Genomic DNA, 14,437 nt, shown 5'->3' with positions numbered 1-14,437 from the left:
GGTGTTTCTGCGAAACACCTGCCGCTGATAGTCCGGTGTTTGTGGCACCACGGTGCGCGTTTGGCGAAGGCTCTCGGTGTTTCTGCGAAACACCTGCCGCTGATAGTCTAGTGTTTGTGGCACCACGGTGCGCGTTTGGCGAAGGCTCTCGGTGTTTCTGCGAAACACCTGCCGCTGATAGTCCGGTGTTTGTGGCACCACGGTGCGCGTTTGGCGTTGCCAAACGCTATACTGGGAAATCGATGCCCATTTCGCGGTAGCGTTCCGGGTCGTCGACCCAACGTTCGCGGACCTTGACGAAGAGGAACAGGTGAACCTTGGTTTCCAACAGTTCCTGAAGCTCTTCGCGGGCGGCCATGGAGATGGCCTTGATCGACTTGCCACCCTTGCCCAGCACGATCATTTTCTGATTGCCGCGCTCGACATAGATGACCTGTTCGATGCGGACCGACCCATCGTCCTTCTGCTCCCATTTTTCCGTCTCGACGGTGGAAGAATATGGCAGCTCCTGATGAAGACGCAGGAAGACCTTTTCGCGGGTGATTTCTGAGGCCAGCTGACGCATTGGCAAATCCGAAATCATGTCTTCGGGATAGAGCCACGGGCCTTTTGGCATTTGCTCGGCGAAATAGTCGAGCAGATCATCGGTGTGATCGCCATTCAGCGCCGAAACCATGAAGGTTTCATCGAAGGGCACGGCATCATTGATCTTTTGCGCCAGCGCCAGCAGGCTGTCGCGTTTAACCAAATCGATCTTGTTGAGGATCAGCACGCGAGGCAGCTTGATATCTTCGAGGCGCTCGAGGATCTTTTCAATCTGCTCGGTGACACCCTTGCGGGCGTCGACGATCAAACCGATGCAGTCTGCATCCTTGGCGCCACCCCATGCGGTGTTGACCATCGCGGTCTCAAGGCGGCGTTTCGGCGCAAAAATACCCGGCGTGTCGACAAAAATGACCTGCTTTTCGTCCTTTAGCGCGATGCCGCGGATCAGCGACCGGGTCGTTTGCACCTTGTGGGTGACAATCGAAACCTTGGAGCCAACAATCTTGTTGACCAAGGTCGACTTGCCCGCGTTCGGGGCGCCGATCAGCGCGACATAGCCGCATTGGGTATTCATTTCGGGCAGATCGCCAGACATTGGGGCGTTTGGCAGTTGAGAGGATGTATCTGACATGGATGTCCTTTGTTGAGGTAATCGGGATGGATCAACCTTGATCCGTATCCCACTGTCCTTCTCGAATAAGAATGGTGCGAGCAGCATCCTGCTCGGCAATTCGTTTGGAGGAGCCTTTGCCGGTGGCGCTTTTCATACCCGGCACATCCACCCGCAGGGTGAATTCGGGGGCATGATCAGGACCGGTGCGTTCAACCATCTTGTAGGTGGGAGGCGGCAATTTCTTGCCCTGCACCCACTCCTGCAAGGTGGTTTTGGCATCGCGCAGCGGGCCGCTCCATTCCAGCATGCGCTTTTCCCAGTATCGGGTGACGAAATCACGCGCCGGATCGAAGCCGCCATCCAGAAAGATGGCACCAATGATGGCTTCGCAGACGTCGCCAAGAATGGCGTCCTTTTTGCGACCTCCAGCCTGCGCTTCTCCCTCGCCGAGGCGGATGAATGGGCCAATGCCGATTTCTCTGGCAATGTCTGCGCAGGTTTCGTTGCGCACCAGGCCATTGAAACGACGCGCCAGTTCTCCTTCATCTGCCTTGGGAAAGGCATGCAACAGCATGTCTGCGATCGTTACCGCCAGAACTCGATCACCGAGAAACTCGTGACGTTGGTAGGTTTCTTCCACCTGTAGCTTGGGCGAGGCAACGAGGCTGGTATGGCTCAGCGCCTTCTCCAGATGGTTCTTGTCACGAAATTGGTAGCCGAGTAGCTCTTCGAGCGGTCCGACATCTTTCTTTCGCATGGGAGTTTCCAGTTTCTGTCAGCGTTTTTGGTCGCCGGTTAGTGTGCAGCAGTCTGTCGCAAACAACAATGCCGCGCAGATTGTCCGCGCGGCACAAATGCTGTTCAGAGGTTGCGCTTTTGTAACAGCTTTTGCCGCAGGGTCAATGAAAAGCGTTAGCTCTCACTAACAATTTACGCCTGAGCTTTGCCCCTAGGCCGGATTCCAATGTCAAGGTCATCGATCGGAATCGGTAGCAAATACTCAAAGACCAGTGAACCAGCGATCCCAACGTGCCGCACTTGGCCATTTCCAGACCTGCCAAGGCGCGCTGCCCTCTTCGATCGAGAAGAAAATGACCTGCGCCTTGCCGATCAGATTTTCATAAGGCACATAGCCGACCGAGCTCAGCACACGGCTGTCCGATGAATTGTCCCGATTGTCGCCCATCATGAAATAGTGGCCCTTTGGCACTTCATAGACGGAGGTGTTGTCGAGATAGTTGTTTGGCCGGATGTCGAGGGTGTCGTAGGTGACCCCGTTCGGCAGGGTTTCGCGATAACGAACGACGCGGCTTTTGCGTCCCTGGCTGTCGGTTTCGATGAAATCGTCAACCTGCTCTCGCTCAACCACCGAGCCATTGATATAGAGCTGACCGTCGATCATCTGGATCTTGTCGCCCGGCAAACCGATGACACGCTTGATATAGTCCGTGGAATTGTCGCGTGGCAGTTTGAAAACAACCACATCGCCACGCTCAGGTTCACTGCCCATGATCCGGCCGGAAAAGAGCGGAAGACCAAACGGCACGGAATAACGGCTATAGCCATAGCTGTATTTGGAGACAAACAGATAGTCACCGACCAGCAAGGTCGACTTCATCGAGCCGGACGGAATGGAGAAAGGCTGGAACAGAAGTGTGCGGACGACAAGCGCCAGCAACAATGCCTGCACAATGACCTTGATGGTATCCCCAAGGCCGCTATCGGTTTCTTTCATGCTTTCGTCAGACACGTCAATTCTCTTTTCTGCTTGTCTTCCCGCCATCAGGCCGCGGGTTCGGACCAGTCGGTCGAGCTATAGGATCGGGCCAGCAGTTCGGGCAATGAGCGCCCGGCCGGCCAATATCAATTTGTCATAGCGAGCCAAAGAGCCGCTGACAATATTCAACTTTACTGAAGGGCAAAGTCACGGCCTGTTGTGAATATTGTGAGGCATACGCGCCAAACAAGGCGCTTTTCCTCAGATAATTGTCTCATTTCGGTCGAAATGAGGGGTCGTTACAGGATCGGATTGGCTGAAATGATGACATAGGCCTGTGCAAGGGGGAACTCATCCGTGATGGTGAGATCGATTTGCGGCTCGTACCCGTCCGGAATCATTGCCTTGAGACGCTCTTGTGCGCCCCCGGTCAGCACCATGGTCGGCTTGCCCGAGGCCAGATTGCTGACCCCCATATCCTTCCAGAAAACTCCGTGGGACAGGCCCGTGCCCAGCGCCTTGGAACAGGCTTCCTTGGCAGCAAAACGCTTGGCATAAGAGGCCGCTCTTTGGGCCTTGCGTTCGGAACGGGCGATTTCCTTGTCTGTGAAAATGCGCTGAATGAAGCGTTCGCCAAAGCGTTCAAGGGATCGTTCAATACGCCGGATGTCAATCAGATCGTTGCCAGTTCCAATGATCATGGAGACCTCTTTTGCCGCTCAAGGCCATGGGCCAATTGTGCGGACGTTCTCAGGCGGACTGCGCCTTGCCGCGTTTGCCATCATGCTCGGCGATCGCCTTGCGCCAACGCCCCGCTTCGTATGCACGCTCTGCCAGCATGGCCTTGCGGCGCTTTTGATAGACGAGCGCTGCCTTGCGCGTGACATAGTAGAAGATCAAGGCAAAAACCAGACCGACGGGAATCGCGCCTACCGCCATGACCTGAATGGTCGGCCAGATGGTGGAGAAGGACTCGGTCAGCAAATCATGCTTGAGACTATGCAGTTGACCATGAATGGCCTCCTTGCCGAGCAGAAAACATCCCGTCGTATAGGTCGCCCCCCAAATAAAGGGGAAGGTGATGGGATTGCCCACTCCGGTGCCGATGGCAGCAGCCAGCATGTTGCCGCCAATCAGGAAAGCGATGGCCCAGCTGATAAGGAAGTGGAAGCCGAGAAAAGGCGTGAAGGAGGTGAAGACACCCGCCGCAACGCCAGCGGCGATCATATAGGGGGACCCGGACAGACGCAGAATACGTTTGACGAAATACTTTCCAGACCGCATCCAGTTGCGGCGCGGCCACAGAAAGATGCGGATACGCTCGGCCATGGATGGCTTGTCTCTGCGGCCAAATAACACTGTCTCTTATCCTCACCCATTGCTTGGCCTCGGGGGCCCACAGGTCGATACTTATAGACCCATCGTCGACTTTTTCCAGTATGGTTTTGGTAGCATATTAGGTAATCGCAAATTTTTTCCTGACAAGAGAATGCATATTCACATTCATGCGACAGTTTCGAGCGTGAACAATCGTCGCAAAGAAGAATCAATCTCCTTTGTCGCTTGCAACTTCGCAGCCATGCTATCGGGCATCAATTGGACCGTGCGGCGCGAGATACGCTTTTCTTGGCGCGGATCTGCTCGATGATTCGATTGAGATGGTTCAGGTTCCAGACCGATAGATCGATGATCATCTCGAAGAAGTCGCTGACCTTTTGTTCCATCTTTATATTTTCGATGTTGCCGTCATTCTCACCGATAATTGTGGCAATTTCACCGAGGGTACCCGGTTCATTGATCATGCTGACTTCAATTCTTGCAGGAAAGCGGTCTGAATTTTCCTCATCAATGTCCCAGCGGACATCCAGCCAACGTTCCGGACTGTCATCAAACTGGCTGAGAGCGGGAGAATGAATCGGATAGATGGTCACGCCCTGCCCCGGCGTCAGAATTCCGACGATACGGTCCCCTGGTACGGCGCCGCCGTCAGGGTCGAACTGCACGGGCAAATTGCCAGACAGGCCGCGAATAGGAATTGAAGCTCCGTCTTCTTCCAAGCTGCCATTTTGATCCCCTCGCGCACTGGAACCCGGAATACGAAACTTCATTGCATTGGCTTGCTTGAGACCGAACCAGCCGTCACCACGATCATCACGTTCTTTGCGATCACTGCTGCTTGAGGCAGTGGCGCGCTGGTCCTGATAGTCCGGGAAAACAGCCTCAATCACGCTGCGGGACTGCAACTCGCCTCGCCCAACCGCAGCCTGCACGTCGCCGACTGAAAGATATCCCAGTCGCGACAGCGCCAGTTTGATTTGATCTTCGGTATAGTCCTGATCCGCGCGTTTGAAGGCATTGCGCAGGATCTGTTCACCCAATCCGGCATATTGCGCCCGAACCGCAGACCGGGTGGCGCGACGAATGGCGGCTCTTGCCTTGCCTGTCACCACAATGCTTTCCCAAGCGGCGGGAGGGGTTTGGGCCTTTGAAGTGATAATTTCAACCTCATCGCCATTGGCCAATTCGGTGACCAGCGGCATGATCGCACCATTGATTTTGCAGCCAACGCAGGTATTGCCGATGCCGGTATGGACCGCATAGGCGAAATCAATGGGGATCGCACCCCGAGGCAAGGCGATCAGACGGCCTTTGGGGGTGAAGCAGAAGACCTGATCCTGAAACAGTTCAAGCTTGGTATGTTCCAGAAACTCTTCTGCAGAATCGCCCGATGACAACAGCTCCACCGTGTGGCGCAGCCAGGCATAGGCGTTGCTGTCCCTGGCCAACTTGGACAAAGAGCGACCGCCCTTGGTCTTGCCGGTGATATCCTTGTAGAGGGCGTGAGCCGCGACACCATATTCGGCGAATTGATGCATTTCGTGGGTGCGGATCTGCAACTCGACCCTTTGACGACCCGGTCCGATCACCGTGGTATGAATCGAGCGATAGTCATTGGGTTTGGGTGTTGAAATATAATCCTTGAAACGCCCCGGCACGCATGGCCAGATGGTATGGACAATGCCCAATGCCTGATAACAGGCTTCGATATCAGGGACCAGAACACGGAAAGCATAAATGTCGGAGAGCTGCTCAAAGCCGATCGACTGGCGCTGCATCTTGCGGAAAATGGAATAGGCCTTTTTCTCGCGCCCCGTCACCCGGGCGGCCATCCCCTTTTCTTCGAGGGTGTGCTGAAGGTCGCCACCAATTTCTTCGATCAGGGTCTGGTTGCGCTCGCGCATGTCGTCAAGTTTTTCCGAAATAGCCTCATAGGCTTCCGGATTGACATATTTGAAGGACAGACCTTCGAGTTCCTCGCGAATGTCCTGCATGCCCATGCGTTCAGCGAGTGGTGCATAGATGTCGATGGTTTCCTGAGCGATGCGATGGCGTTTATGCTCAGGGACAAAATGCAGAGTGCGCATATTGTGCAGCCGGTCGGCCAGCTTAACGATCAGGACCCGGACGTCGTCCGAGATGGCCAACAGCAATTTGCGCAGGTTTTCGGCCTGCTTGGTGCGCTTGGAAACCAGATCGAGCTGGGCGATCTTGGTCAGACCTTCCACAAGCTTGCCGATTTCCTCACCAAACAGGTGATCCAGTTCAGCCCGGGTGGCGTCGGTATCTTCGAGCGTGTCGTGTAACAAACCAACCGCGATGGTGCCATCATCAAGGCGCAGGTCTGTCAGAATGCCAGCCACTTCAAGAGGATGCAGAAAATAGGGATCCCCTGAGGCGCGCTTTTGCGAGCCATGTTTCTGCATGGAATAGACATAGGCCTTGTTGAGCAAAGCCTCATCAGCGTTTGGATTGTAGCTTGAAACACGTTCCACAAGCTCATACTGACGCATCATGGTCGAAATTAATCCTGACTGGGCTGATTATCCGAAAACGGAATGCGGGGAAATCACTCTCACCATATTAAGCGGGAGCATCCGTTCACAATAGGTGAAAGCCCACGAAAAAGGCAAGCGACTTGAACCCGCTCATTAGGCTCGATAGGAACAGGTCATTGCGAAACAAAAAAGCGATCCCACTGGACCGCTTTTTTGAATTCTTCAGCAATGACAAGACTCAGTCGTCGGTGCGATCCGGCGGCACGAGGCTTTCGAGGCCGCGCAGCAACTCTTCCTCAGACATCTGGTCGAACACGACTTCGCTCTTTGGTTCGGAGAGAACGTCATCATATTCGGTGGTCGCCGCGTCATCAGCGGTGATCATGTGGACTTCTTCAGTCTCAGGCTCATCCACTTCAACATATTTCTGCAGGGAATGAATGAGATCTTCCTTCAAGTCACCCGGGGATACGCACTCATCCGCGATTTCGCGCAGGGCCACAACCGGGTTCTTGTCGTTGTCGCGATCAACCGTGATGGAAGATCCGCTTGAAATCATGCGAGCGCGATGGCTGGACAGCAGCACAAGTTCAAAACGATTTTCAACTTTATCGACGCAGTCCTCAACGGTCACGCGTGCCATAGACTATCTCCTGATTGGGGGGATTCGTTCCTCTCATTAAAGGCAAAAGCCGTCCTTGACAAGAGAGAAGCAGACGAAATCGCCACTTTGTTTATGGTTTTTTGTCGCTGAAATGTGGCAATTCTGGTAATATATCTGAAAAAGATTGCGTTTTCGTCCGTATTTTGAAATTCTCGATAGTGATAATTGGTAGATCCCTATAGGATATGAATCGATTTAGTTTCTTGTGATTGCACCATCTGAATGCCCATTCAAAAAGATGGTTCGGAATTGTTTGAATGACAATAATGGCAATTGCCGCCATTCTCTCTTCAAAACCAGCCATTCCCGCACGGAATTAGGTCCAAAGAAAACCAGCATAAGAAGGAAAATCCGTGTTTGATCCTCGTGAAAAGGTCGCGCTCTTCATAGATGGAGCCAATCTATACGCTACTACCAAGACACTTGGCTTCGATATCGACTATAAGCGTCTCCTAAAGGAATTTCGTGGAAAAGGCTACCTGCTGCGCACTTACTATTACACAGCACTGGCCGAAGACCAGGAATATTCCTCCATCCGCCCGTTGATCGACTGGCTTGATTATAACGGCTATCATGTGGTGACCAAACCAACAAAGGAATTCACCGATTCTGCTGGCCGTCGCAAGATCAAAGGGAACATGGATATCGAACTGACCATCGATGCGATGGAACTGGTCGAGCATGTTGATCACTTCGTGATCTTTTCCGGTGATGGCGACTTCCGCAAATTGGTTGAAGCGTTGCAACGCCGTGGCCGCAAGGTCAGCGTGGTATCCACCATGTCGACCCAACCACCAATGATCGCCGACGAACTGCGCCGACAGGCAGACCATTTCATCGATCTTGCCCACATTGCCGACCGTATTGGTCGCGAAGTCAGCGAGCGCCCGCAACGTGCACCAGTGCAGGACGATTACGAAGATCAGGAATTCGACGATTAAGATCGATACTGCTTCTGAATGCATACCAAAAGCCCGGTTACAAACCGGGCTTTTCTGTTTGTGATGGAAGAATGCTCGCAAACGCCAGAGTGGCAGGATTGGCATGGCCTCCCTGCCCGCCAGCCAATGTCAATCAGATGCCGGTGCGCTCCAGCAGGCCTAGCCAGTTCTTGAAGGCGATTTTCTCGACCAGCGTTTCACCGAACCCGCGGTGACGCATATGATCGATCAGTTTTTGGTTGAGAGACACGTCTGCCACCACGTCAGGCACCGTTGCGCCATCATAGTCCGAGCCTAGGCCCACACCATCCTCGCCAAGCTTTTCGACCAGATAGGCAAGATGGTCAACCATCAGATCCAGCGAGACATCGCGTTTGAATTTTTCACCATCGGAACGCAAGAACCCGACCGCATAGTTGAGCCCGACCAGCCCCTTGCTTTCGGCGATGGCATCAAGTTGCTTGTCGGTCAGGTTTCGGCGGCTTTGCGACAATTTGTGCACGTTGGAATGGGAGGCGACCAAAGGCTTGTCCGAGAGTTTCTGAACATCCCAGAAGCCTTTTTCATTCAGGTGGGACAGATCGATCATCACGCCAAGTTGGTTGCAGCGACGTACCAGTTCCTTGCCAAGATCACTCAGGCCGGGGCCATGATCGGGAGATCCGGGAAAGTCGAACGGCACACCGGCGCCAAAAATATTGTCCCGACTCCAGACCGGACCAAGAGAGCGAAGTCCTGCAGCATAGAACGCTTCAAGGGCGTTGAAATCCGCACCAATCGCCTCAGCCCCCTCGATATGGAGCATCAGAGCCAAAGCCTCATCGGCCATGGCCTGCTTGATGTCGGCACTGGAGCGGCAGATCCGCACCCGTCCATTGGACGCACGCTCAAGCCGACAGGCCTCGGCGATCATACCGAGTGTCCAATCGACGGCATCAGACGCCTCGATGGCTTTCTGACGGGCGACGGGATCATTCTTTTCTGCATCATTGAGAATAGGCGGCACAAACATCGCAAAGAGACCACCAGCAAAATGGCCCTTGGTAGCCTTGGGAAGATCAATCTGCAAACTCGGATGCCCATCGACAAAGGAAATCGGAGCACCATTCCTCCGGGCCATTTCAAGCCGCAACAACGTGTCATTATGACCGTCAAAAATAGGCAGTGCAGGCTTGGACATGGCTGTCTCCTTTGTTTTCGTTAAACCATATGGCTCATGCATGCATCAAAGCGCTGGCAATCAGGCATGAGCCGACTTCATGAAATTGACGATCCAACGGGCGATCAACTGATCATCGACAGGATCGGCCACCCGGATCACGGCAGCGTCGGCATCAGCATCATCCATAGCAGAGCCGCGGCGATTTTCTATCAGAAACGAGATGAAGTCAGCCGGCAGCTCTGGATGCAACTGAATCGAAAGACCTGCCTTGCCATAGAGCATCATGCCGTTGGGACAAAAATCATTGCCTGCGATCCGCTCTGCCCCTTCGGGCAATGCGGTCACCTGATCCTGATGGGAGGCTTGCAAGGCAAAGCGTGTCGCATCGCCATCCATCCATCCGGGACGCTCGGAGCCATTCAGCGAGAGGCTGTAATCATGGACGGAAATGCCCCATTTGCCCTGCTGTTCCTTTTCAACCCTGCCCCCCATGGCCTGCGCCATGATCTGATGACCAAAGCAGATGCCAACCATCGGAATGCCGGCGGCCAATGTCTGGCGGATGAAGTCTTCCAGTACCAGCATCCATGGCAGGCGTTCATAGGCACTGTTGGGCGATCCGGTAACCAGCCACGCATCACAGGCCTTGATGGTTGAGGGAAACACATCTTGAAAAACAGCAAAGGTTTCGAATGTCAGGCTGCTGTCTTGCGGTGAAAGCAATTTGGCAAACATTGATGGCAAGTCGCCGAACCGTGCAGCCAGATCTTCATTCAGGGCAGAGGTCGCCAGGATTCCGATTTTCATGCCGTCAAACCTTGTTTCGCAAATGGTCGGGTGGCGATCCTAGCCATTGAAATAACGCAAGACAATAAGCAGCATAGTGCCAATCATCACAGTCGGCACCATGGACAGGCGCAGGCCAGCAATCACCGCGGCTGTGAAGGCGAGCCACTCGTTGGGACCACCATTGACCACGGCAGGGGCAACCAATGTGGTGAGAACCGCAGCGGGCACGGCGTCCAACCCCGCCTGCACCCGTGGATGAATGGTTTCAAACCGGGACAAAACCAGATAGCCGCCAATGCGGGTCATGAAGGTGACGATGGCACCGCCAATTATGATCAGAAGGGTGCTCGAAATCATGCCTGTCCCTCTTCATTTTTGGCAGCGTTGAGATCGATGCGGTCGGTCACCGGATCAATCTTTTGCGGCTTGGCGCGTGCTGCAGGCGATACAAAGGCAGCAAGAAGCACACCGGCAACCGCTCCAACCGAGACATGCCAAGGGGAGCCGATGGTCTTGCTGGCGATGATCGAGGCGGAGGCAGAGACGACAACCACTGGCAACCAGAAGGACCGGCGGCGGAAGCCCATAACCAGTCCCATGAAATAGATCGGCAAGATGAAATCGATGCCCCAGCGATAGGAATCCTGTAAAAAATTGCCAAAGATTGCGCCCATAAAGGTCAACAGATTCCAGGCCAGATAGGTCGGAATGACCAGCCCGAGATACCAGGCAAACTGGACATCCTCCCCCTTCTCTGCGCGCTGTTCGGATTCAGCAAAGGCCGGATCAACCAAGAAGAAGTAACCGGCGATCTGCTTGGGCCAAGACCATTTGGCCAGATGGTGGCCGATGGCTGCGGAATAGAGGATGTGACGGAAATTGACCGCAAAGATCGACAGGACGATGATCCAGCCAGGAATATTCTGGCCAAACAGCTCAAGGCCGACCAACTGGCTTGCCCCGGCAAAGATGGTCAAACTCATCAACACAGCATCAAAGACCGTCAGTCCGTTTTCGATGGCCAGAGCACCGAACAAGGCCCCGAATGGCCCTGCGGTGAGAATGATCGGGACAGAGCGCGCGGCGCCTGCAAGAAACAGGCGCGAGGGCGTCATACTGTCATCGGTAAGTCTTTTTGCACACATGGATTCTTTATAGACGGGCCAGACCCATCCGTCATATGAATTGATTTTTATAGGGTATCAATTAATTTGATTATTGCGCCCTGCATTGAGTGATGGACGGGACGAGCGCTTCACCCCAGCTTTCCCTCAATGACATAATTGAGAATGCGAACAACCTGCTCGGGCGTCTTGGTGACCGCAAGAGCGGCTGCATCCACTTCCTTGAGGGCATGTTGATGCTCTTCATTGTGCATGACGATGATCGGCTTGCCCATGGCCGCGGCATAGCCTGCATCAAAGGCTGCATTCCACTGGCGATATTTGTCTCCAAACCGAACGACGACGATGTCGGCAGCCTCGATCAGGGTACAGGTGCGAATGGCATTCATTTGCGCGCCCTTGTGATCGTGCCAGAATTTGTCAGCCTCGGCACCAAGGATTTCCACGCCGCAATCATCCGAAGTACCATGGTCGGTAACCGGGGCCGCAAAAGAGATCGGGAGGGAGAGCGCTTTGGCTCCAGCCTCGATTTCCTCGCGCCAGTTGGTGTGAATTTCTCCGGACAGATAGACAGACCAGTTCATAGAGCCGCTCCCCTTTTGCCCGATCCCTTCATGGACAAGGCATAATGCTGTTTTTGCTGATGGCGTGCGGTCACGCACAGGATTGAGGCCTTTCTATACGCCTCAGTGCTCACTCAGGCAATGGCTGTGGTCAGACAAGCTTTCCAGAACGGAGCATTGGGCCTTACAGTTTTCGTGACAATCGAGCATGCGGTCGAGTTCACTTTCCAGTCGCTGGAGTTTCTGGATGCGCTTTTGGACGTCGGTCAAATGTTCCTGCACAATGGCAGTCGCCTTGCGGCAAGCTTTGCCTTCCTGCTGACTCAGCTGCAGGAGCGACCGGATACCATCGAGAGAAAAACCCAGATCGCGAGCATGCTTGATGAAGGTCAGGCGTTTGAGTCCCTCCGCTTCATAACGCCGTTGATTGCCCTGACTTCTGTCAGTGGGTTCCAACAAACCAATCTGTTCGTAATAGCGAATGGTCGGCACCTTTACGCCACTCGACTTTGATAGTTCACCGATCGAAAACATTTTGCGTTTTTGCCCCTTGAAGCTCTAGTCACTAGAGCAATTATAGTCATGGTGACTGATTGAAATCCAGCTCTCCGATAAAGAGTAGTTCAGAAAGGCCACGATCATGAGCGCAAGTTGTTCCCATTCTTCCTCGCAGGCAGCCCCCTCCTCTTGTTGCGGCGGGGCAAAGGATCACCCGCATGATCACGCACAGACAGCCATGCATGACACACAAGAGGCAGCGGGCACTGCTTGTGGCTGCTCGGGCAATCCGGTGTTTGATGGGATGGATCAGCGCTACAAGACGATTCTCTGGACGGTGATCGGATTGAATGGCGGCATGTTCCTGATCGAGTTGCTGGCAGGTAAGCTGGCGGGATCTCAGGCTTTGCAAGCGGATGCGCTCGACTTTCTGGGTGACAGCCTGACCTATGGCATGAGCCTTGCCGTGATTGGCATGAGCCTCAAAGTTCGCGCGACGGCGGCGATGGTCAAGGGTATCAGCTTGTTGCTGATGGGCCTTTGGGTGTTTTCCGCGACGCTCTATCAGATCATGTTTCTGGATGTTCCCAAGGCTGAAGTGATGGGCGTCATCGGTCTGATGGCCTTGGCAACCAATCTGGGCTCGGTGCTTTTGCTCCGCCGCTACAAGGATGGAGACGCCAACGTGCGCTCTGTCTGGCTCTGCTCACGCAATGATGCGATTGGCAATGTCGCCGTCATGGGGGCGAGTCTGATGGTGTTTGTCACAGACTCGGCCTGGCCAGACATTCTGGTCGCTATTGCCATGGCAGGCTTGTTCCTGCGTTCAGCCCAGCTAATCCTTGTTCAGTCGCGACAGGAATATCGCCAAAGCCACGCATAGCAGGCAGCATTCACCGGCCAGGGCGCGACCATTTCCTTGGTTCTCGCCCCTGCCGTTCCATGGTAACCTAACCTTATATTCAGTCTATCTTTTATTATCGCGTGTTTTTGGGGAGCTCATTCCATGCGTAGTCTGCGTTCATTTCTGGCCAGCTTCTTGCTGGTTCTTTGTGCCATTGGCGCTGTCCCTTCCCTTGCCAACGCTCAGTCAACCAGCGATCCGGCAGAGCGGTTGAAAGAGGCCGACGCCTTGATCAATTCCGGTCAGCCCAAGGCGGCCTATGCGGTCCTGAACTCGGTCGTAGACGACTATTGGCAACGCATTCCGATGTTTGTCCAGAAAGCGACCTTTGCGACCAACATCACTGGTTATGGCACCTATTCGGAGCGGGTGCCGATCTTCAAGGTCAATGAACCTCAGATCATCTATGTAGAACCGGTTGGTTTCGGGTATGGCGCTCGGGACGATGGCAAGATTTTTGCCGCTTGGGCTGTTGACTATAATTTGACGGACACACAAGGGGCGAGCCTGTTCCAGCGAAATGAGTTTCTCAAAGTCAACGTGCCGCTTGGCATGCATAACCGTGAAATCCACCTGACCCTGACCATCAATCTAACTGGTCTACAACCGGGCAACTATATCTCGCACTATGTCCTAAAGGATCAGAATTCCGAAAAGCAAACCCAGTTCTCCCTGCCTTTCGAAGTCACCGAATAACAAAAAAGGGCGTCGTGATCAGGACGCCCTTCCTTCATTGATATGGTACGATGGCTCTTTATTCGACCGAAGACCGAATGCTGGCCGTCTGGATCTTTTTCGGCAAATTCTGTTTGGCAACTTCATAGCCCATTTCGAACATCTTTGCATGAATCTGATCGACAATCAGTTTGCTGCCATTGACCACAACGCCAAGCGAACCGGCCACCAACAGGCAATAAAGCCCCAGCTGCAACCCGGTCTTCTGAATTGTCCGGATAGAATCAACAGCAGCAACCCTGCCCCTTGCCTTGATCAGAATTTGCGATGCCAATGCGGACGCGGCCTGCTTCACCGCATCGGCCGATATTTGTGCCTCGAAACCTCGTTTGAAATTCATTGTTC

17 protein-coding genes are annotated in these 14,437 nt (G+C 53.9%); 3 read left to right on the top strand and 14 right to left on the bottom strand.

Going from position 1 to position 14,437, the window contains the following annotated elements:
- Positions 1 to 226: 226 nt before the first annotated feature.
- From era to rpoZ, 7 genes are all read right to left on the bottom strand, one after another.
- The gene (gene era, locus FDK21_RS17690) at positions 227 to 1,141 is read right to left on the bottom strand and encodes a GTPase Era (protein ID WP_245418486.1); all 915 of its coding nucleotides are present in this window, start codon (positions 1,139 to 1,141) and stop codon (positions 227 to 229) included.
- Positions 1,142 to 1,208: 67 nt separating this feature from the next.
- Positions 1,209 to 1,916, bottom strand: a complete 708-nt coding sequence (gene rnc, locus FDK21_RS17685) for a ribonuclease III (RefSeq protein WP_114010330.1) — start codon at positions 1,914 to 1,916, stop codon at positions 1,209 to 1,211.
- Between the two features lie 243 nt (positions 1,917 to 2,159).
- Positions 2,160 to 2,894, bottom strand: coding sequence for a signal peptidase I (lepB, locus tag FDK21_RS17680; protein ID WP_114010329.1), 735 nt, complete (start codon positions 2,892 to 2,894; stop codon positions 2,160 to 2,162).
- A 281-nt stretch (positions 2,895 to 3,175) separates the two neighbouring features.
- Positions 3,176 to 3,577: a holo-ACP synthase gene (acpS, locus tag FDK21_RS17675; protein ID WP_114010479.1), complete on the bottom strand. Its 402-nt coding sequence runs from the start codon at positions 3,575 to 3,577 to the stop codon at positions 3,176 to 3,178.
- Between the two features lie 49 nt (positions 3,578 to 3,626).
- A complete protein-coding gene (locus FDK21_RS17670) occupies positions 3,627 to 4,235 on the bottom strand; it encodes a DUF2062 domain-containing protein (protein ID WP_245418477.1) in 609 nt (202 codons plus the stop codon).
- 233 nt (positions 4,236 to 4,468) lie between these two features.
- Positions 4,469 to 6,730, bottom strand: a complete 2,262-nt coding sequence (locus FDK21_RS17665; protein WP_138150294.1) for a bifunctional (p)ppGpp synthetase/guanosine-3',5'-bis(diphosphate) 3'-pyrophosphohydrolase — start codon at positions 6,728 to 6,730, stop codon at positions 4,469 to 4,471.
- Positions 6,731 to 6,950: 220 nt separating this feature from the next.
- A complete protein-coding gene (gene rpoZ, locus FDK21_RS17660) occupies positions 6,951 to 7,355 on the bottom strand; it encodes a DNA-directed RNA polymerase subunit omega (protein ID WP_114010326.1) in 405 nt (134 codons plus the stop codon).
- Between the two features lie 374 nt (positions 7,356 to 7,729).
- Between rpoZ and FDK21_RS17655 the strand changes: the two genes are divergently transcribed.
- Positions 7,730 to 8,317: an NYN domain-containing protein gene (locus FDK21_RS17655; RefSeq protein ID WP_114010325.1), complete on the top strand. Its 588-nt coding sequence runs from the start codon at positions 7,730 to 7,732 to the stop codon at positions 8,315 to 8,317.
- A gap of 133 nt (positions 8,318 to 8,450) precedes the next feature.
- Here the strand turns inward: FDK21_RS17655 and FDK21_RS17650 are convergent, their stop codons facing one another.
- The 6 genes from FDK21_RS17650 to FDK21_RS17625 all read right to left on the bottom strand — a co-directional run bounded on the left by FDK21_RS17650 (position 8,451) and on the right by FDK21_RS17625 (position 12,489).
- Positions 8,451 to 9,497 carry a dipeptidase gene (locus FDK21_RS17650; RefSeq protein ID WP_138150293.1) on the bottom strand — a complete coding sequence of 349 codons (1,047 nt, stop codon included), beginning with the start codon at positions 9,495 to 9,497 and terminating at the stop codon, positions 8,451 to 8,453.
- A gap of 60 nt (positions 9,498 to 9,557) precedes the next feature.
- A complete protein-coding gene (locus tag FDK21_RS17645) occupies positions 9,558 to 10,286 on the bottom strand; it encodes a gamma-glutamyl-gamma-aminobutyrate hydrolase family protein (protein ID WP_138150292.1) in 729 nt (242 codons plus the stop codon).
- 39 nt (positions 10,287 to 10,325) lie between these two features.
- Positions 10,326 to 10,622 (bottom strand): AzlD family protein, encoded by a 297-nt coding sequence (locus FDK21_RS17640; protein WP_138150347.1) that lies wholly within the window; start codon positions 10,620 to 10,622, stop codon positions 10,326 to 10,328.
- A complete protein-coding gene (locus tag FDK21_RS17635) occupies positions 10,622 to 11,413 on the bottom strand; it encodes an AzlC family ABC transporter permease (RefSeq protein WP_138150291.1) in 792 nt (263 codons plus the stop codon). The genes FDK21_RS17640 and FDK21_RS17635 overlap by 1 nt, the downstream gene beginning before the upstream one ends.
- A 110-nt stretch (positions 11,414 to 11,523) precedes the next feature.
- The gene (locus tag FDK21_RS17630) at positions 11,524 to 11,976 is read right to left on the bottom strand and encodes a YtoQ family protein (protein WP_138150290.1); all 453 of its coding nucleotides are present in this window, start codon (positions 11,974 to 11,976) and stop codon (positions 11,524 to 11,526) included.
- Between the two features lie 102 nt (positions 11,977 to 12,078).
- Positions 12,079 to 12,489, bottom strand: coding sequence for a helix-turn-helix domain-containing protein (locus FDK21_RS17625; RefSeq protein ID WP_114010320.1), 411 nt, complete (start codon positions 12,487 to 12,489; stop codon positions 12,079 to 12,081).
- A gap of 202 nt (positions 12,490 to 12,691) precedes the next feature.
- Between FDK21_RS17625 and FDK21_RS17620 the strand changes: the two genes are divergently transcribed.
- On the top strand, positions 12,692 to 13,336 hold the full coding sequence (locus FDK21_RS17620) for a cation transporter (RefSeq protein ID WP_138150346.1): 645 nt from the start codon (positions 12,692 to 12,694) through the stop codon (positions 13,334 to 13,336).
- A 123-nt stretch (positions 13,337 to 13,459) separates the two neighbouring features.
- A complete protein-coding gene (locus tag FDK21_RS17615; RefSeq protein ID WP_138150289.1) occupies positions 13,460 to 14,053 on the top strand; it encodes a hypothetical protein in 594 nt (197 codons plus the stop codon).
- Between the two features lie 58 nt (positions 14,054 to 14,111).
- On the opposite strand, the gene FDK21_RS17610 is transcribed toward FDK21_RS17615, so the two are convergent.
- A complete protein-coding gene (locus FDK21_RS17610; protein ID WP_138150288.1) occupies positions 14,112 to 14,432 on the bottom strand; it encodes a hypothetical protein in 321 nt (106 codons plus the stop codon).
- Positions 14,433 to 14,437: the final 5 nt, after the last annotated feature.

Source organism: Cohaesibacter sp. CAU 1516 (genome assembly GCF_005771485.1).
GTDB classification, from domain to species: domain Bacteria; phylum Pseudomonadota; class Alphaproteobacteria; order Rhizobiales; family Cohaesibacteraceae; genus Cohaesibacter; species Cohaesibacter intestini.
The sequence above is the reverse complement of the archived record's forward strand: the minus strand, read 5'-3'. Positions and strand labels throughout refer to the sequence as shown.